We start from the raw sequence: 19208 nt of genomic DNA, 5'->3' as shown, positions 1-19208 counted from the left end.
GAATGCGCGGGGGCGTATGAAGCAGCAGCTGAGAAAGTACCTTCTAATTTTAAGTCTTGTGCCGTTGTTCGCGTTATACACGAACTGCGCAGGGGGCAGTTTTGACCCTCAGGCAACGGAAGGTACTCAGCAATTGCCATCAACTGGTCAAGATGACGGTAATGGTTCGGCTGGAGCTACTCCGACGCCAACAGCAACACCAATGCCGTCTCCTACGGTGACGCCACCTGTGGGTGGTACGCCAACTCCGACACCAACAGCAACACCGCGTCCATCGGTAACTCCGACGCCAACACCAGTGATGACTCCGACTCCGACACCTACACCAACTCCTACGCCAATGCCGACGATGACGCCGACTCCAACACCGGCGCCGACGGTGTCACCTACGCCAACTCCAAGCAATCCGTCTAATCCGAATGGACGATGGGTTCTTTCAGGCTATGGTGGTCGTCATATGACAAGTGCTGATGGCGGTAAGACTTGGACTAACGATGTCTCTGATATTGCCAACGGTGGCGATGATAAATATTTGCAACGTGCAGCGGCCTTCTTTAAGGGGGCGTTTATCACTATTGGCTGGCGTATCCAAAGATCTACGGATGGGGCTGTATTTCAAAGTTCTGAATTTTTAAAACAATGGTTTGGCGGCGCTGTTGTAGGCAATGGTCGTCTTGTGACTGTCGGTGGCTGCGGTAATCGTGCCTACTCGAATGATGGAATTAATTGGATCGACGTTCCGAATAATGCATGTTCGGATCATTTGCGCGGTGTTGTCTATGGTAACGGGATCTTTTTTGCCTATGGTACTAACGGCGCTAGAATGACAAGTCCGGATGGTATCACGTGGACGACGCATCCAAACTATGTTGTGACAGGTGTTGCTTACGGCCTTGGATACTTCTGGGGTGTTGCTTCGACTACCAAAGTCGTGCGAAGCCTCGACGGCATCACTTGGTCTGATGTCACGGTCGCAGGAGCTACGGGCATTAATACCTTTAGCTTTGTAAATAACTTTATAATGCTATCGACGAATACAAAAAATTATCGCACGGTAAATGGCACCACTTGGAGTGAATTCGGTGGCGGTATGCCTGGCAAAGTTTTCTATGGTGGCGGTTCATATATCGGTCTGAGTTGGCAAACGGTCTATCGCTCGACAGACGGTATGACGTGGACTCAAACCAGCAAGGGCGGTAACTCCTTCGAAGCGGCGGCTTGGGCGCCTTAGTTCGAATAAACAGATCCTGTTTTTATGTATCAATCTGAGACCATTAGTCGAGAGAACGTCTATTTCCTAGAGTTTTTTACGGGGGCTAGTATCCTATTTAAGTAATCGGGGGGATGACTCATGAGGAGTTTATTAGTTCGGACCACACTAGTGGTCGTATCTTTAGCTATGACGGCGATCCTGTTCCAAAACTGCGCAAAAAACTTTACGCCAGACGAAGAGGCAGCAGGTAACACAGACCTAGGTTCTTCTGGCGGCAGTCACGACAATCCACACATCAATCCTGTAACGACCAAGCTTGAGCTTAATATGGACATGGAGTTCCAAGTCTTTGATGAAGCTCTATTACCTTCTACGACCTATGAGTGGTCTTATACGTTAAATGGGGCAGCTTCTGGCTGCGCACTTAAAAACGGGAATAAAGCCGCAAGTTACATTATCAATTGCTCGCAAGCAGGCGCCTTGGTGGTCAAAGTAAATGCTTTAGAGGGCACAAAGCCAATCACTATTCCAAATTACAACGTGACTCTGGTAGCTGCGGCTACGCCAACACCAGCACCAACTCCAGGTGTACCAGCAACAAATGAAATCAGCCTGCAAGTGAAGTTCGCAATTCCAGCGGGTACGGGTTCAAATCCATGGAATACAACAGCGACAGTCGTTGAAACCTTCGTTGGTCAGACTTTAGTAATCACCAATAACGATACTGAGGTTCATCAATATCATACGGGTGGTAAACCGTGCGGTCATGGCTCTGCAATTAAAGCGGCCGGGGGCACAACGAACTGTGTGATCGCTCGAGCTTATAATTACGTGACTGATGGCGCTCTGTATGATCATAACTTAGGGACGAAAGCTGCATTCTATATGGTAGCTTATGATGGCGCGGCCCTTTACGCGCAGAACTGCGCAAGCTGCCATAGCCCTTTGGCATCATCCACTAAAAAGGGTGCTCGTGTATCGCAGATTAAAAACGCACTGACAAGCGTTCCTCAGATGAGTGCTAATGCGAATCTAGGAAAGTTGACACAAAGACAAATCGAAGCGATTTCATTCGCTCTTGGCGGCAAATAGGTTGGGTTAATCTAACGCCGCCAATAGATTGGCGAAGCAGCTACGAAGTTCTTCTTCGGAGTGCTGTTGGCGAACCATTTCGGACAGCACTGCGGTGCTGTCCAAAGCCGCTTGTAATTCACGCTTAAATTCTTCCACAGAATGATTTCCAGGCTGAAGGATTTGCGTTTCCATGACTTTCACAAGGACAGCGATGCTTTTGGGGCTTGAAGGCTTTCTATGCTGTTTAATAAGAATGATTAGGCGTAGAGCTAAAGATTCATTGGCGCTCACAGAAAGTCCTTTTGTGGGTGGTTCAGGAACTATTGTATAGCCCCTAATCCTGAGCATTGCAAAGCAAGATTTACAGATCGTGCTGTCATCTCTATCAATCATAGGTTTTTACCTATGATATTTGTTAATATTAGTAATTTTACTTATATTTCGTCTTTCAGTACATTTTGAGGCCAGAGAGGGAGGTCTCAAATGATGACCAAAAAATTATTTCAAAATGTAGTTCTGACAATGATCCTTTTAACAGGAGCTGTATCGGCGGGCGCAGCACCAAAAGTGCAAAAAATCACTATCGACGTTTTTCCTTATGTGGCAAGTCTTGGTGAAAACGCGGCTCGTATCGAACAAGTTTTAGCAGAAAAGGCCGTCACAATCTGCGGGTCATTAGATAACGTATCTCACCTGGATAATGTGACTCTAAAAATGCAAAATATTCGTGCTTTTAAAGTAAACCGAAATGGCATTCCTGGAGGCATCGGGGAGGAGCATGTTTTTGATTTTGCATACCCACGCGTTTTAGGCAGTGCTAAGGTTGTTTGTAAGAACTAGGCTCTCTATTTGCAGGCAATGCGCTTTTGAAATTATTTGGCAGATCTCAAAATCTGACGACATATATCGAGACATTTCATCCACAATCCTTCGAAGCCCAAGGTCTGGAGTCGATTCTTGCCAATGCGGAGCTTGGACCTGGCCACTATGTGCATGCCTGGGATGCGAGAGGCCGCACAAACCTTACAAATGTTCAGGAGCCTACTAGCGGCTGGCAGGACACCTGCTTCGGAGATTCTGGTGGTCCTCTCTTGCGCGAAATCAATGGGCAGTTGGTTATCGTTGGTGTTGTTAGCACCGGTATGGACCGCATCTGCTCTTCTTTTGGCACCAAATTTACAGTCTTCAGCCAGCAAGTGCAGATCCTGATGAAGCAATTGGGGATTTAAATTTCTTAGCCGTTTTCCTTTCTAGTTTTCGTCGGCTCTGCCTCTCTATTGTCTATAGAAAATTCCAAACAAAAAATCTTGTTGTTAAGGCCTTCGTAATAGCAACTTTGTTGGATCCATAACAACAAATAAAGAGTTACTTAGGTTGCTGCATTTACGCAGCACAATTGGTGCTTCGAAGGCGTTTCAAATTTGGAATCGAATTTAGTCTGGGTTCTGAGGTTCCGATATGTAGAGTATGAAGAACTTGGAGTTTCTATCTCTGTATTTTCTACTTCTGTTCGCCGGGTTGTTCTCTCTGAACGGTTGTACTATTGAAAGTAGTATCATCGACCATGCCCAAAAATCTTTGATAACGCAACCAACTATCACGATCGTCGGACCCGCGATTACCTCTGGGGATAGCACAACTAGCTTTGTATATACGGTGAATTACGCAGACGCAGCCACCGTAAGTTTAGCGGATGCAGATATCACTCTTGGCGGTACGGATACGGCTGGTTGCATAGCAACTGTGACTGGCACTGGAAGTACGACACGCACGGTGACAGTCACAGGCTGTACGGGTGATGGGACTGTGAATATCTCGATTGCTGCAAACTCTGCGCAAGATTCTTTGGGCAATCAGGCATTGGCTTATGGACCGTCTTCAATTGCGAATGCGCGAAACTCATTTATTGCAAGTTTTGATACCTCTCAGCTTTCTGCGGGCTCTTCAGCGAACAATGCCGTGGAGTTGCCGCTATCTGATTGGACTGAATATGACTTCGTGATTACTTGGGGAGATGGCTCTTCAGAGCCGGTCATTCATACAAATGTCAGCGGTGGCGGTATGAATAGAACGGTGACTCATACTTACGGTGCCCCTGGCGTTTATGACATCAAAATGAAGGGGACGAAGCTTCCTTATCTGAAAATTTGCGACAAAAATGACAAATTAAAAATTCAAGATGTGAAGCAGTGGGGACCCAACGTTTGGTTGTCCATGCAGGCCATGTTTGCAAATTGCGGTAAAGTTCAGATATCGGCGGCAGACTCTCCGAATCTAAGTGCAGTGACAAGTTTAAATAGCATGTTCGCAGGTGCCATTGTCTTCAATAGCCCGATTGGGGATTGGGATACATCGAATGTGACGGATATGCAGTTTATGTTCGGTGGAGCCAAAGCGTTCAATCAGCCTCTGGGCAGTTGGGACACATCCAGTGTCACAGATATGAGTGGTCTGTTCAGTGGGGCCGAGGCCTTTAATCAAGCGATTGGAACGTGGAATACGTCGAGTGCGATAGATATGAGTGGCATGTTCTTCGACGCAAAAGTTTTCAACCAGAATATCGGAGCGTGGAACACGGCGAATGTCCTAGCTATGAATATAATGTTTTCGGGTGCAGAGGCTTTTAATCAGCCAATTAGTAATTGGAATACATCGAAGGTGACGACGATGTATTCCATGTTCCAAGGCGCTAAAAACTTCAACCAACCGATCAACACAGGGGCTGGCGGTATTTGGGATACGTCTAAAGTGGTGGACATGGAGCGAATGTTCAACGACGCCGAAGCGTTCAACCAAGACATCGGAAGTTGGGACATATCAAGCGTGGTCTATATGGGCGAAATGTTCAGTAATGCTAGAGCGTTTAACAAGTCGATTGCGAACTGGAACACTGCGAACGTGACAGATATGGATCGCATGTTTGCAAATGCTATTGTTTATAATCAGCCAATGAATACAGGCGCAGGCGGAATTTGGAATACATCCAACGTAACGACTATGAGTGCGATGTTCTACGGCGCTGAGAAGTTCAACCAAAATATTGCAGGCTGGAATACCGCAAACGTCACGGACATGGATTACTTTATGCAGAATGCCGTTATGTTCAACCAAGATTTAAGTGCTTGGAACGTCAGTAGCGTAACGACATCGGCAAGCTATGCGTCGGGCGCAACAGCCTGGGCTGCTCCAAACAAACCTGCGCTTCCGTAGACGTAAGACGACGATTAGTTTTCGTCGTCTTCGCCGAGTTCGTAACTGCCGTCTGAAGAAGAAAGCATGATGCCGTAGTTTTCTAAGGTATCTTTGATCTTTTCTAAGTCAGAGTCGTTAATTTCAAACGAAGCAATACTCAAATTTAAAGTACCCGCAGTCTGTTTTGGATTAAGAGTCGCGGACTCATGATATTGAGCGAGGATTTGTTGTTCTCGTTCTTTATCAATGACCATTTCAAATGGGATTTTCTTGGCCTCAAAAACTTCCATGAGGCTTTCTGCGTCTCTGATATTAAAGGGACCGATAAGCATTTTAATTCTGCCTTTCCTGTAGCGATTCGCTACAAGGGTCGTAATCTAATACAATCTATTACGAAAAGTAATCGAAAGCGCACCGCTACGAAATCGCTATTGCGAACCTAGTGGTTATAAGAAGTGCTCGATCTTATGCTAAGTGCCAAATGCAGTGTCGGGCTGAAATACACGCGAGATCATTCTGGTTTTGTGCTATTGACTGGTTATGGCCGAGAAAATAACCAGATCCAAATTTCGTACTCTTTGGCTTCAGGCTCAAGGGCTTCATGAAACCCATCCGTTCGGAAGTGGGGCGAAGGCAACTGCAAAAATCGTAAAGCATTTAGGTTATGTGCAGATCGATACCATTAACGTTATCGAGCGCAGTCATCACCATATTTTGTATACGCGAAATCCTGATTATAAGCGTACGCACCTTCAACAAGCCCAAGCCAAAGATAAGTCGGTCTTTGAGTATTGGACTCATGCCCTGGCATATGTCGCGACAGAAGATTTTAAATATTTTGTCCCAGCAATGAAGAGACGAAAAAAGAATCCTCATAGCTGGTATGGAACTGTTTCGAAATCCGATATGCAAAAAGTTTTTCGGCTGATTAAAAAGGACGGGCCCATTTCTATTCGTGATATTGATGACGACGTCTTGGTGGACAAGGACCATCCATGGGCCAGTAAAAAACCATCAAAAAAGGCCCTGCAGCTAGCATTTAATGGCGGAGACCTCGTTATCTGTGAGCGCCAGGGGATGTTAAAGAAATACGAACTGACGGGTCGCCACTTCGGATGGGAAAAGCTCCCTAAAGCTGCGACACCAGCAGAAGTTTTAGATTATGAAATAGACAGGGCCTTACAAGCCCAAGCCATTGTCAGTATAGATTCGATTTGCCATTTACAAACAGCTCAGCACAAGAAAGACATTTTGAAGCGCTTAGAATCCCGCGAACGCAAAGGACTTCTTATCCCGGTCATCGTAGAGGATTGTGAAAAAGTGAAGTTCTGGATAGAGCCAAATCTTTTGGATACAGAAATTGAAGAGACGGCAGAACTGACCCATATCCTTTCGCCATTTGATCCTTTGGTTATTCAAAGAAAGCGTTTTCATATGCTTTTTGATTACGACCACCGTTTTGAGGCTTATTTGCCAAAAGAAAAACGAAAGTACGGCTATTTTACTTTGCCAGTGATTATCGGGGACAAGGCCGTGGCAGTTTTAGATTTAAAGGCTGATCGTCAAAATCAAAAGTTACTAATTCAACAATGGAGCTGGTTGGGAAAACACAAGTCCCTCAACTTTAAAAAGAAAATTGAGCAGGAGCTTCATCGTTTCGAAAAGTTCCAGCTGGATAAGTAACAGCCTAAGATTGGGAGAGTTTCTATGAATAAACACCAAGACTTAAAAATCGTTGTAGATACATCAGCAGCCAATTTTCTGACAGAGTGCGGGCCCTTGCTTTACCGTGACGAGCCCACGAACAGTTTGTTGCTGGGCTTACTAGAGGGCGCAGCTGCTGCACCAGCAACATCACAGCCACCACTTTTAATTCGTGTCATCGAAAACGGTGTGACAGTCACCGTGGCAGCTTCGCTGCGACGAGCGCCGATGAATATCATTTTAACTTATGCCGAAGACGCGCATTTGCAGCTGATTGCAGAGCATTTAAAAGCGACCGGTGAAGTCTTCACAGGTGTGGTGGGGCCTCGTCGTGAATCCGAGAGCTTTGCCAATATCTGGAAAAAGATGTCAGGCCAAAGTTACGAATTAGAGATGGCGCAAATGATTTACAAAATCACAGACGTCACATTCCCAAAAGGAGTTAGTGGTGAACTAAAGGTCGCAGACAACTTCGATCTTTTTCTAAAGTGGATGCACGCATTCACCAAAGAATGCTTACCAGGAGATCGTCGCACCGATCAGCAATGGAAAGAGTTCGCAGAAGGGCTGATGAGCAAACAACGCGCCTTCTTCTGGTACGTGGATAATAAGCCCGTTGGTATGGCGATCTACTCAAGACCCACAAAGCATGGCGTTTCGGTCAGTGGTGTATATACGCCGCCAGAGAATCGTCGTAAAGGCTATGCCTCAGCAATCGTGGCAGGCCTAAGTCAAAGAAAGCTTGATGAAGGCAGACAGTTCTGCGTGCTTTACACGGATCTATCGAATCCAACCTCGAACAAGATTTATAAAGAAGTCGGGTACCGCGAAGTTTGCGAGTCCAGGCATTTTAACTTTAACGAAGTATAAAGGGACACCAGCTTTGCAATTGTGGCAAATCATTAAGCATAGTACAATCAAGGCCTCATGCTGATTAGGTTGTCTGTGTATAGTTTAAGTTTGTCAGAGAGGTAGACAATGTTTCGGTGTCCAATTACAGGAAGCCGCTTGATTAAGGCACGTGCGGGTGGGGGAACACTTTGGTATTCCGCTGACTCCGATGGTCGTATGTTAACGGTGGCAACCGCTCGTCACTTCTTTGGCCCAGATAAGACTCGCGAAATTTGGATGCGCTCTGATCGCGTGGAGCCAGCATCAGAGTACGGATGTCCTTCATGTCAGAAGGTTATGCGATCTACCTCGCTTCCGGACTGGGTGGGGTCTAGCACGATTGATGTTTGTCGTACCTGCCGCATTTTCTGGATTGATGGTGCAAGCTTTGACGAGATTCCAAAGGGATCTCAACTTTTACACGCAAGGGGCGACTCGACACTCGTTAAAGACCTTGGCGAAGCCTATTTAGAGCACCAAAAAATAAAAGCCGAAAAACTGCAACTTAGCTCTGATGGAGCGGTTCCTCAGCCAGATAATCTGGTCGAGAATATTCTGGGCTTTCTTCGTTTGCCTATTGAACGTAGCAATCGCCCAAAGCCGGAATGGCCAATCATATCCGGAGTGACTCTGGCATTAATGATTGTTCTGCAGGTTTTCGTCACGGATCAATCCTTGATTGCAAGCCTTGGTTTTTATCCAAATGATCCGTTAAAAAACTTTGGGCTTAATATATTTTCACATGCATTTATTCACGGTGGCTGGTTTCATCTTTTATCGAATTGCTACTTTGCCTATATCCTTAGTGATGACGTTGAAGATGATCTAGGCAGCAAAAAGTTTCTGGAGTTTCTTGTCTTTACAATGATTATCGGAGCAATAATCTCTACGTTGATTGCTGGCAGTCGGGACCTTCCGCATATTGGGTATAGCGGCGTTGTGATGGCACTATTTGCGTACTATGGGCTGCAATTTCCGAAAGCAAAAATGATCTGGCTGCTTCCGAGATTGAATACGGGGCAATCAAGTAATGCCTATAGTGCAAGAATTGGTTGGGGATGGTTTCAGGTCCGAGCACTATGGGTGGCACTGTTTTATTTGGCTGGGGATACGCTCTATTATTTCCTGCAAGAGACCAGCAACAAGGCTTCTGTTTCTTTCTCGGGCCACATAGCTGGATTTTTGGCGGGTGCTTTGTTTTGGGCTGTGAGTGCTCCGAAAAACTTCAAAACGGAATCACCTGATATTCTAGAAACGAACATGGATAGAGTGTTGCCGTATCGGTCTGAAAACAAAATTCAGGAGCCTACGGCCAAGCTACAACCACCGCCCCCGAAAAAGATCGAGTAGGGCATGCGTGGTTTTAAGCGAACATTTTTGAATAGACTAGATTTGCAAGTTTGAAGGCGATTAAGAGTATGAAGGCTAGCCATAATAGCTTCATGTATATTGGCTCTTTTAATTTGGCAAATAAACTCTCTAGCTCGGGAGTTTGGGGTAGTGGCATTTCAGGTTTTTTGGGACCTATCCAGTATCTGCTGTTGTCGCCATAGGGCTCAAATACCACATATGTATCTCCGAGATATTCGAATTCAAGTCGATTGTCGGAGTGTTCAAGATTCTTTCTGCGAATATTAGAAATCCCGTTTTTATCTTTAAGGTATTTTTCAATGTATCTCGGACTGACGTAGCTATTTTCGATTTCGAAGCCTATCAATCCTGTGTCTGTTTTTATTGGATAAGTTTTCATTCAATAATTCGATGTCGTCTAGTGTAGTTGCAGATTCCATTTATATGTCAGAGTTTTGAGTTAGCCATATTGACAGCTGACATGGTTTATTTGAACATAAACAGAGTCATATTTTAAGTAGAAAGTGATTTCCTATGGAAAATGATTTTTCAGTAAATGCCCGCGAAGTTGTTAAAACGTATGGCGGCCGCAGAATATTCAACGGCTTGAATTTGAAAGTTCGACGTGGACAGTTCACGGTTCTGCTCGGAAAAAACGGTGCTGGGAAATCGACGCTTCTTCGCCTTATTGCGGGTCTAGAGCCTACCGACTCTGGCGAGATTGACGTTTTAGGTTCTAACGTCGAATTCGAAGATGTGGGCCGTCGTCAAAAGACTGCTTTTATTTCTGAAACGATATCTGCCGATGCGGGGAGTTCGATCGAGCGGATTGTAAAGGCTTACATTTCAATCCAGCCAAATTGGGATGGTGAGATTTTTAACAAGTTCATTCAAACTTTCAATCTTTCGCTGGATAAACTGTTTGGAAGCCTCTCTAGGGGGCAGAAGATTCAGTTTTTCTTTGCGTTAGCGGCTGCTAGTAAGCCCGACCTTTACCTTTTAGACGAAGTAACTTCTGTGTTGGACGCTAGTGCTAGGTTTGAAGTCTTGAATCACATTCGCGGCGAGGTCGCTAGGGGAGCGAGTGTGCTTCTTGCAACCAATATTGCCGCTGAAACACACAACTTTGCCAATGAAATTACTTTTCTTATAGGGGGATCGACGGGCCTTAGTTGTTCAGTCGACGAACTTCAAACTCGCTTTGGAAAATTTCGAGTTCCTGTGGAAAGTACAAGCACATTCAAAATTCCAGACTCCGCGCGACCGGTTCAGTTGAACCGCGATGGATCAATTAGCTATCTGATTTCTTCAGAGGCAATGCCAAGGGATGTTTTGCTAGATCAACGGGGAGTAACCATCGAAGATGTATTCATTTACTTTACTGGACCGGAGAGTGCAAAATGAAGAATCTCTATAAAGCGATGGCTTATGAGCATCTGAAGGTGCACGCATTAGCTTTAGCAATGCTTTTAGTTATAGTTGTTGTGCAAAGAACTCTCAGCGTTGATATGGTTAGAGGTTCATTGGGGTTTTACATGTGGTGTTGCCTCATGCTCTATATATCTAAGCCTTATTGCTACAAGAGTTGGACTTGGCTAAAGACACTGCCCATTTCTCGCGTAAGTCTTCTTGGTCTGGTTTTAGCTGAATCTTTGATCATTATCCCATTCGGATTGCTGTGCTCTTTATTGACTCTTTTCTTGGCGTATCCCGCAAACATGCCTTCCATCAACAATTTGCTATCGGCTGTGTCTGAAATGATGAAATACATTTTAGAAAAGCCGGGACAAGGTTGGTACTATTTTGTCCTCTTTGTGATAGCGGGTAGTCCCAGCCTCCTTGTAGTCTTTCAACCTAGGACTGCAAAATCTTTTGCAAGAAATAATATGACAAGAATAATCATCACAATTGCGGCGATTAGTTTAGTTGTGGTGGTCGGATTTTACTTAGCTCCTATATTAATGGCGACTATTTGTTGGGGACTTCTTTTTGGATGGTTTGGATTCTTTGGTTTTAAAGCGATTTTTTCTCAAAGAAGATTTCAAAAGTGGGCAATGGCTTATGGAGCCATTGTTTGTCTGAGCTGCTACATGATAGTGGTCTCACGAATTGAGCTATCTTCTGAAAAAGAAGCACGACCTGCTTTAAGAATGAAGTATTACGGTTTTCTTGCCCCAAATGTCGACCGCTCGACGCTTTTCACTTTGCTTGCGAAACCTGACCTTACAGATGAATCACGCATTGAAATTGCGAAATTCGAACAAACACGAACGCCTGCAAATAAACTCGTTTCTTTGGAAGACCTTCGCGAGTGGTCCGAAAAAGCTAAGTCGAACCGAGTGTTTTTCCAAGGTCTTTCCCTTTTTCAGGAAGAGATATGGACATCTCAGTCTCTTATTCAGCTTGAAGATGAATTGAAAAGTCGTTGTAAGGATAGCCTTCAGCGATCGAAATGGGCTGCAATCTGGCGATGTGAGCTCAGCGAGCAGCTTCTTGGATATCGCGCTGATTCCCTAAAGCTGCAGTTTAAGGTTAAGGAGGGGGCTGAGCTTTTAGACGTGCTTACTCCAAAGCATCCAGTGATTTCGTCAATGCTTATTCAGGCATCGCTAGTATCAAGTATTAATGAGTCTTGGAAAGCGAAGATGGAAGCGTTAGTAAGCTCCAAAGAGCCGGTTATTTCTGATCAGGCGCAAATGTGGCTTGATCGTTTAGTTTTAAATCCTAAAGGAAACTGGGATTGTTCCAAGTGGCGCAGCAAAAAAGACGTCATTTGCGCTGAGGTCGATACGATAGGAACGTTCGGTGTAAAAATCGAGTCACTGACAGCGAACGATCCAGGCGGCTCTATCTCGGTCAGTCTGCTGAGCGAGAAGTAAGGCCCAAGGATCGTCGCTGAACGTACTATTCCAAGTTACCCTTCGATGCTGCAATATGAATCTTCTGATTTGAAATCGCTGGTTGCTGAGTCTGCTTGAAACTCACACGACAACCATTGGTCTGAATTCATAAGGTCTGGAATCGAATTTTCGTAATAACTAATGACCAATTTCTTTGTATGCCAGTGGGTCTCGGCATATTGCAATTCAGCTGTGCGAAGGCAGGTTTGTAGATCGTAACCTTGAACTCCTTCGCTTTTGGCAAATTTAACCATATAGCTGCAAGCTTTGGCTTTAACGGCAATTGTTTGGCCTGGAGTTAGTTCATTTGCGGCGAGTGAGTTTTGAACGAGTATAACAAAAGAGGCGATCACGAAGAGGTTTGTAAGTTTCATATGCATTCCTTTGTCTAAAGTTAAGTTGATGACGCAATATAGTCATGGTCTAAATATAAAAAAACAAATATGTTTTTATATATATTATTTTTATACTTATATAATGAAAACACCCCCTTATTCGCTTATTAGCTCGTTTTTAGCCTTCACAGACGCCAAGAACATGATGGACGCTGCAAAAAATTTAGGGATGTCTCAGCCAGCGCTTACTCAGCATTTACAGCAGTTTGAGGGCTATTTCCCACAGGACGTCTTTGCGCTCGACGGGCGTAAAAAGGTGCTGACGCCTTTTGGATTAAAGCTGCAAGTTTTACTAAAAGGACGTTTTCAGAATCTGGATCGCGACATCATCGAACTCAGCCAAGAACATCAAAAGCCTGAAGAGCTAACCCTAAGAATTGCAGGCCGTGGTGAAATCCTGGATCGGGTCGCGAAAAAATGGGAGTTCTCGGGAAGGCTGATCTATACGCCGACAGATGGTGCAGACGCTGTGAATGGACTTTTAGAGCGCCGATTTGACATTGCGATCTCAAACCATCTCTCTAAAGCCTCGCAACTGCAGGGCAGACTTCTCTTCGTGGATTCTTTTTCTATTGCCACGCCTAAATCCTGGAAGCTTCCAACTACCAAGGGCAGCGCCCTTTTCAAAGAGCTTTCGACCCGTGGCTATTTATCTTACAAAGAATCCGACATCAACTTAGAGAAGAATCTTGAGAAGTATGGCATCGAAGTACCTCCGCCCATTAAGACCGTCATCCCAAATTGGACAACTCTTGCAACGCTGATAGAGGCGGGTCATGGTTGGAGCATTTGCCCAGATAGCCACATCAACCCCAAAACAATGCATAAGATAAATCTGAAAGACGCCAGCGAAGATGCGGACGCTAAGTTTTACACTCTTTATCGCAAAGAACTTTTAAAACTTAGAGCGGCTAAAGAGTTCTTAGATAAAATGGCCCGAGATGCGAAGCTATAAAGTGTGTTAACGGGCACACCCATAAGCACGCGAATATCGAGATTTAACGACTTCGGGTTCTTTGAAGAAAACATCCAAATCGAATGCACCTCTTTGCTTTATAATCAGAACACAGCAAGAGGAGTTTTCGATGAATGACTTGTTTGCTATCCTTTATCCCGATCCTACTGTTGCTGACTCCGCAATGAAGGCCTTAGTGGAGCTATCGCGCTCTGGCCGAATCGAACTTACCGATGCGTGTGCCGTCGTAAAAGATGAAAATGGCCATGTCCAGCTTCATCAGGAAACGAATTTGCCTTTGATCGGGTCTGTTGTGGGCCTTGCCATAGGAACCGTGCTGGGGTGGTTTGTTTTATTACCTTACTTGGGAATTCCCGCGGCACTAATTGGCGCATTAGTCGGTAAATTTACAGACCACGGTATCGAAGATAGCAAGATGAAAGATCTCACCAAAGAAATAGAAGCGAATACTTCCGTCCTTTTCTTTCAAATGCGCGGCCCAGAGATTAATATCGTCCTCGAAGAGTTGGCCCCACTTGGCGGGCGCATTTTTCATTCTTCCTTGAGTAAATACCAAGAAGAAGAACTCGAAGAAATGCTATCGCAGCTTAAAGAGCATCCGAAAGTGACTCGTATTGAAGAGCCAGAGGTTGCTATCGAGACGGAAGAACTCATTATAGCAAGAGAAGAAGACACGAAAGAGAGAGCTCCGGGCCCAAGATACCGCGTGGTTTGGTATTACACGCAGTGGCCGCAGGGAAGTGAGTATGCGATCTTAGCAAGTGGGCTTACTCGAGAAGAAGCTGAAAAGCTCAGGGAAAAAAAGGATCCGCATCTTAAAGGCGACAGTGTGCTGATCGAAGAAGAAAACCCCGGCCCAGAAGCAAATCCTTAAAATAAGGACTCGCAGATTTTAGATCACGCGAGTCCTATGTTTTTATTAAGTTAATTGAATCGGCGCATAGTTATAAACATCAAACCCGAAGGTATTAATGTTTAAGCCCGCAAGCCGTGCCACCGAGACCCACAAATCCGACATGTGATGGCGACTGACAGTCAAATAAGTGACGTCACATATGTGTAAGGATCCGTTCAAATTGCGTGAACCCCACACAATGTCGCCGCGATTGCGAGAATCAAAAGTAGGCAGTTTGATCACGCGATTACGACGAATGCGTCCCTGACCACCACCACCGATCACAGTGTGACCCATAGTATAGCGGTCATGATTTCCGTTACCGACTTCACCAGTTAAAACGATGATCGTGTTATCAATTAGTGGACGGCCATCCACATCGGTAATAGTTTTTAATTTTTGTACGAAGGCAGCGATTTTACCCGCATACCAGTTTGTCCAACCAGCCATCGCTGCCATTGGATTTGCCAATTTGTCGTAATGGGCAACTTGATGATGGAAGTCATTACCAAAAGTATTACCCACTTGAGCTTGGCCACTGGTATTAGTCCATGACCAATTGCTAACCCCTTCACCAAGACCCAACACCGCAACACGATGCGTGTCTAAAGTAAATGCCACACGAATAATTTCAAGATAGCTATCAAAACCATCCGCAAAAGCTTGAGTCATCCCTGGAAGCTCAGGGAGTGGCACATTGTTATTGCTAGGAGCTTGAGGCGTTAAGATGCGATTCCCTAAAGCATTTAATGCAGAAATATAACTATCCACTTTAGCCTTCGGAGCCCCTGACAAACGTGTCAGGTACGAAGAACCGTTTGCGCCTAACATTTTTAAAAGCGCATCATTAACGGTGTTATCGATATTTGTCGTTGGAGTTTGAGCCTTTTTTAAAGGATCAATCACCGACATGTAAGCATCTCGAGGAGTTTTAAAGTAAGGTAAATTACGCAGTGAAGAGTCAAAACTGAGTGGATGATAAGGCGCACCCCAAGAACTGTAATTGTGACTTAAGCGAAGAACTTCTTTCCCGACCTGATTGCCAATCATCCAATCAAGACTTGCAGATTTAGGATACATGAACGGGCCGCCCAATGCATTGTTTGCTGGCGCATCAGGGCTGACAGCACAAGTAAAGATATCTGAATAAGAAACGTCATGGGCATTACCCCAGTAACTAGAGCGTAAGCCTTCAACCACCACACATTGGTCTTTAATCGCGTTAAAGGCCGCCATAGGAGCTGGGAACGAGCCAATGCTGCCATCAGCATTCGCCGTCATTTTAGCATCGTAAGGATTAATCCCCCAGCCGTGTGCTAAAGGAATAAAGAGAACTCGCGTCGGAGCCGTCGTCGTTTGTCCCATGGCAACTTCTGATTTCATAAATGGAACTGCGACACTGGCAGCTATCCCCATTTGTTTTAAGAAATCGCGACGAGATTCATTCGTTTGTTTTTTATTCTTCCCCATATTTTCCCCTGTACTCGTTCGTCTTCGTTACGGTGACGCCGGTTTGCGCGTGCTAAAACTTTGTAATTCAATATAGCTTTCGACCAGGGCTTGGATCGAATTGCCCTTTTGCGAAATCTGATACTCGAAATTATTAAATTCGCATTGGCCTGCGGTCGTTTCGTGAGATTCGCCCGAAGCATACTTAAAATATCTCTTTTGCATACACTGACGCAAAGTCGGTGAGTTCGCTAAAGCCTTGAGGTAACCCACGCTATCATTGAATGACAGAGTATCAACCGACGCGCCAACAAGATTGCCGGAAGCATCAATAGGAATGTTGCCTTTTTCAAACAAACGGAATTGTCCGAAGTTGTTGTAGTTCTCAAAGCCAAAACCGGCTGGGTCAATTTTCGAGTGGCAACTTGAGCACACAGCTTGACTGCTATGAGTAACAATAAGTTCTTGGCGAGAAGTCACCTTCGTTGGATCCCAATCAGCCGGCAGGTTTTTAACACCCATGACATCTGCAGGAGGTGCGCCAATATGATTACACAACAATTGCTCAAGAGTATAAACGCCTCGGCGTACAATCCCTGAAGACACTTGTCCTGACATCGAAGTTAAGAACGCCGGATGTGAAAGCATCCCAAAGCGTTGAGCTGGGTCTGCATTAAAGGCTGTAAAGTTAGCAGTCAGACCTGTTGTCCCAACCCCAAAGTAACGAGCTGTCAGGTTATTTGTATGGAACTGCTGAGCCGAGAACGGCGCCATTAAATCCGATGTGGTGCTTGCGTAGTTTGACTCTAAAGTCGTGCGGGCACTTGTATATAGGGCTGTTCGGTCGGCTGCCGTCATACCAAAAGCAGCGTCTTTAACGATGGTTTTAATATCTTCAATTTTTAAAACGTCGACTGCGAAGCTTGCCATTTTCTTAGCAAACAGTGGATTTGAAGCCATGCGTGTAAGCTGTGATTTTATAGCTGCCTTAGTGCCAAGCGCATTGGTACGAGCTGCCTCTAACAAAGTATCATCAGGTGGGGAGTCCCAAACCGTGAATGCCAAAAGCGAAGCTATTTCGTACTGAGTTAAAGAGAATACGGCTGTTTGCGGAGTCGTGCTTGAACCGATTTCTGAGCGATACATATGCTCAGGCGCCATGATCAGACCTTTTAAGATAAAGTCCATGCGATTTTTACGGCTGCCACCAGCATTGGTAATGGCTGTAAGGCCCGTATTAAAGGTCGCAATGTTCGCTGTCGTTAAAGGACGGCGCCACAACTTAAGACCCATCGTTGTCATGACAGATTCATGGCAAGTGGTACTTGTTCCAGCCACGCAAGCAGACACGGTGGCATTCTGTGCACTGATGGTTGTAACCAAAGAATTCACAGAATCATAAAGAGCATTGATATTTACTTCATCAATTTTCAAGTGATCCGGATCAGAACCCAAACCGATGCGCGGATTCGCGTCATTCATATTAGGGAACTGACTGTCTTGAAAGATATTACCAAAAGCATTTCTAACAGAGTTTGCAAATTGCGGGATCGTCAGACGCTTCATTTGCGGCGCTAATATTTTGGTTGTATCCGCACAAGCCATCGGAGTGATAACCGGAGCAGAAGCCAAAGCCTGTGCAACGGCTGAAACCTGTTCCACTGACAATTTAATAGCACCCATATTAGGTATTGTGGCAATCGCATTGGTAATTTGCAAAGCCGTGCGATTTAGCTTAGTAGAACTTGCAAGGACTCCGTGGCAGGAAGCACAATTGTTCGCATACAATACTTTTCCGTCTAAGATAGGCGCAATACGCTCGAAGTTTCTAGAGTTAGATCCAACATTGCCAACAGCATCTGTTTGTGACGCTGTGATTGTTTTGACACCAGCATTAGCAGACAAGTTCACGATAATCTGAAACGTCGCGGCCGTACAAGGCACAGATGCAGCAGCAGCGGCCCCAGTTCCTGAAATAGCAACGCTTAGTCCAGTTTCGCAACTGCCACCGATAGTCAAAGCAGCATCACTTTGTGTCCCTGCAGCAGGATTTAAAATAACGACGGCAGGGGCTGTCGTATCAAGAGTAAAGGCTCTTGAATCCTGACCAGTTTGGTTTTGCGCATTGGTTTGCGCCACGATGATATTTTTTGTTCCATCGCCATTTGAAAAGTTAATCGCGGCTGAGAAGGCTGCGTTAGCACAAGTGGTTTGTGAAGCCTGACTGACGCCAGCACCTGAAATTTGAACAGGAAGTCCTGTCACGCAAGTACCAGAGATAGTAATACCAGTGCGAGTCGCTGAGTTTGCAGCAGGGGCTGCGATTCTAATAACAGGTGTACCTGCAGCAATGTTAACAGCGATGTTACGAGTAGCGCTACCTTGGTTTCCGGCAGCGTCTGTTTGAGCCAAGTTCAAAGAATAAGTACCGTTCACGTTAACGGTCGATAGGGCAGCTGTGAACGCTGAATTCACACAAGCCACCTGTGATGGGGCACTTAACGCATTTCCAGAGATCATGACATTAAGACCAGTTTCGCAACTGCCTGTAACGGTCAGTGCTTGAGTAGTCACTTGCGCATTCGCGGCAGGTGCAGTGAACTGCATCACCGGAGCAACAGTGTCCTTAGTGATTGTGACTTGTTTGGTACCTTTATTTCCGCCGGCATCTATTTGTTCAACTACGAGATCAATCGCGCCATCGGCTTGGGTTAAGTTAATACTAGAGGAGAAGGTACCACCATTACATACGATACTTAGCGGGGTTCCAGCATTGATGCTGAGTTGAACTGGCAACCCAGCTTCACAAGCACCTGAAATATTTAAAGTCGATTTTACAAACGCCCCTTGAAGAGGGGTAAGAATCGCCACATTTGGTGCCAAAACATCGGAGTTGTCGTCGGCGCCAGTAGAGCCTTGGTCGGTTGTTTGTGTGACAGGCAGTTGGAAACCTACCCTTCCGCAGTTCTGAAATGGGAAGGTGGCTAACGTAAGGGCGAAGATCAAATACGTAGATCTAATGTAATAGGTAAACTTTGGTCGCATGTTGAATCCCCCACAATAGTTTATCGGAAGCCTGGGAGCGTTTCTATTGCAAATTCGGAGGGGTTCGGAAGATTAGGCGTAATTTGCGCTCGTTGAAAACAGGGAGCATCTAGAAGTTTCGTTG

18 protein-coding genes are annotated in these 19208 nt (G+C 45.3%); 12 read left to right on the top strand and 6 right to left on the bottom strand.

Annotated elements, in window-relative coordinates; translation table 11 throughout:
• The first annotated feature begins 16 nt into the window (after positions 1-16).
• Positions 17-1231, top strand: coding sequence for a hypothetical protein (locus ACLWBB_RS15265; RefSeq protein WP_413288407.1), 1215 nt, complete (start codon positions 17-19; stop codon positions 1229-1231).
• A gap of 120 nt (positions 1232-1351) precedes the next feature.
• Positions 1352-2305: a c-type cytochrome gene (locus tag ACLWBB_RS15260; protein WP_413288406.1), complete on the top strand. Its 954-nt coding sequence runs from the start codon at positions 1352-1354 to the stop codon at positions 2303-2305.
• Between the two features lie 6 nt (positions 2306-2311).
• On the opposite strand, the gene ACLWBB_RS15255 is transcribed toward ACLWBB_RS15260, so the two are convergent.
• Entirely contained in the window at positions 2312-2578 is a 267-nt protein-coding gene (locus ACLWBB_RS15255) for a hypothetical protein (RefSeq protein WP_413288405.1), read from the bottom strand.
• A 192-nt stretch (positions 2579-2770) separates the two neighbouring features.
• Between ACLWBB_RS15255 and ACLWBB_RS15250 the strand changes: the two genes are divergently transcribed.
• The 3 genes from ACLWBB_RS15250 to ACLWBB_RS15240 all read left to right on the top strand — a co-directional run bounded on the left by ACLWBB_RS15250 (position 2771) and on the right by ACLWBB_RS15240 (position 5497).
• Positions 2771-3127 carry a hypothetical protein gene (locus tag ACLWBB_RS15250; protein WP_413288404.1) on the top strand — a complete coding sequence of 119 codons (357 nt, stop codon included), beginning with the start codon at positions 2771-2773 and terminating at the stop codon, positions 3125-3127.
• 26 nt (positions 3128-3153) lie between these two features.
• Positions 3154-3516, top strand: coding sequence for a trypsin-like serine protease (locus tag ACLWBB_RS15245; RefSeq protein WP_413288403.1), 363 nt, complete (start codon positions 3154-3156; stop codon positions 3514-3516).
• A 238-nt stretch (positions 3517-3754) separates the two neighbouring features.
• Positions 3755-5497 (top strand): BspA family leucine-rich repeat surface protein, encoded by a 1743-nt coding sequence (locus ACLWBB_RS15240; RefSeq protein WP_413288402.1) that lies wholly within the window; start codon positions 3755-3757, stop codon positions 5495-5497.
• A 14-nt stretch (positions 5498-5511) separates the two neighbouring features.
• On the opposite strand, the gene ACLWBB_RS15235 is transcribed toward ACLWBB_RS15240, so the two are convergent.
• Entirely contained in the window at positions 5512-5811 is a 300-nt protein-coding gene (locus tag ACLWBB_RS15235) for a hypothetical protein (protein ID WP_413288401.1), read from the bottom strand.
• A gap of 208 nt (positions 5812-6019) precedes the next feature.
• Here ACLWBB_RS15235 and ACLWBB_RS15230 point away from each other — a divergent pair, with 208 nt between their 5' ends.
• From ACLWBB_RS15230 to ACLWBB_RS15220, 3 genes are all read left to right on the top strand, one after another.
• Entirely contained in the window at positions 6020-7162 is a 1143-nt protein-coding gene (locus ACLWBB_RS15230) for a winged helix-turn-helix domain-containing protein (RefSeq protein ID WP_413288400.1), read from the top strand.
• A 24-nt stretch (positions 7163-7186) separates the two neighbouring features.
• A complete protein-coding gene (locus ACLWBB_RS15225) occupies positions 7187-8053 on the top strand; it encodes a GNAT family N-acetyltransferase (protein ID WP_413288399.1) in 867 nt (288 codons plus the stop codon).
• Between the two features lie 138 nt (positions 8054-8191).
• Positions 8192-9424 carry a rhomboid family intramembrane serine protease gene (locus tag ACLWBB_RS15220; RefSeq protein WP_413288398.1) on the top strand — a complete coding sequence of 411 codons (1233 nt, stop codon included), beginning with the start codon at positions 8192-8194 and terminating at the stop codon, positions 9422-9424.
• Positions 9425-9437: 13 nt separating this feature from the next.
• Here the strand turns inward: ACLWBB_RS15220 and ACLWBB_RS15215 are convergent, their stop codons facing one another.
• Entirely contained in the window at positions 9438-9824 is a 387-nt protein-coding gene (locus ACLWBB_RS15215; protein ID WP_413288397.1) for a hypothetical protein, read from the bottom strand.
• 134 nt (positions 9825-9958) lie between these two features.
• Between ACLWBB_RS15215 and ACLWBB_RS15210 the strand changes: the two genes are divergently transcribed.
• Together ACLWBB_RS15210 and ACLWBB_RS15205 are read left to right on the top strand one after the other, a co-directional pair.
• Positions 9959-10828, top strand: coding sequence for an ATP-binding cassette domain-containing protein (locus ACLWBB_RS15210; protein WP_413288396.1), 870 nt, complete (start codon positions 9959-9961; stop codon positions 10826-10828).
• Positions 10825-12303 carry a hypothetical protein gene (locus ACLWBB_RS15205; protein ID WP_413288395.1) on the top strand — a complete coding sequence of 493 codons (1479 nt, stop codon included), beginning with the start codon at positions 10825-10827 and terminating at the stop codon, positions 12301-12303. Before ACLWBB_RS15210 ends, ACLWBB_RS15205 begins: the two co-directional genes overlap by 4 nt.
• Positions 12304-12338: 35 nt before the next feature.
• Here the strand turns inward: ACLWBB_RS15205 and ACLWBB_RS15200 are convergent, their stop codons facing one another.
• The gene (locus ACLWBB_RS15200; RefSeq protein ID WP_413288394.1) at positions 12339-12698 is read right to left on the bottom strand and encodes a hypothetical protein; all 360 of its coding nucleotides are present in this window, start codon (positions 12696-12698) and stop codon (positions 12339-12341) included.
• Positions 12699-12801: 103 nt separating this feature from the next.
• Here ACLWBB_RS15200 and ACLWBB_RS15195 point away from each other — a divergent pair, with 103 nt between their 5' ends.
• Positions 12802-13674, top strand: a complete 873-nt coding sequence (locus ACLWBB_RS15195; protein WP_413288393.1) for a LysR family transcriptional regulator — start codon at positions 12802-12804, stop codon at positions 13672-13674.
• 130 nt (positions 13675-13804) lie between these two features.
• Positions 13805-14569, top strand: a complete 765-nt coding sequence (locus ACLWBB_RS15190; protein ID WP_413288392.1) for a DUF1269 domain-containing protein — start codon at positions 13805-13807, stop codon at positions 14567-14569.
• 45 nt (positions 14570-14614) lie between these two features.
• On the opposite strand, the gene ACLWBB_RS15185 is transcribed toward ACLWBB_RS15190, so the two are convergent.
• The gene (locus ACLWBB_RS15185) at positions 14615-16060 is read right to left on the bottom strand and encodes a DUF1552 domain-containing protein (RefSeq protein ID WP_413288391.1); all 1446 of its coding nucleotides are present in this window, start codon (positions 16058-16060) and stop codon (positions 14615-14617) included.
• A gap of 27 nt (positions 16061-16087) precedes the next feature.
• The gene (locus ACLWBB_RS15180; protein ID WP_413288390.1) at positions 16088-19084 is read right to left on the bottom strand and encodes a DUF1588 domain-containing protein; all 2997 of its coding nucleotides are present in this window, start codon (positions 19082-19084) and stop codon (positions 16088-16090) included.
• Between the last annotated feature and the right edge of the window lie 124 nt (positions 19085-19208).

The sequence above is a fragment of the Bdellovibrio sp. HCB337 genome, from assembly GCF_047302465.1.
Taxonomy (GTDB): Bacteria; Bdellovibrionota; Bdellovibrionia; order Bdellovibrionales; family Bdellovibrionaceae; genus JACMRP01.
This window is presented reverse-complemented; position numbering and strand designations above follow the sequence as displayed.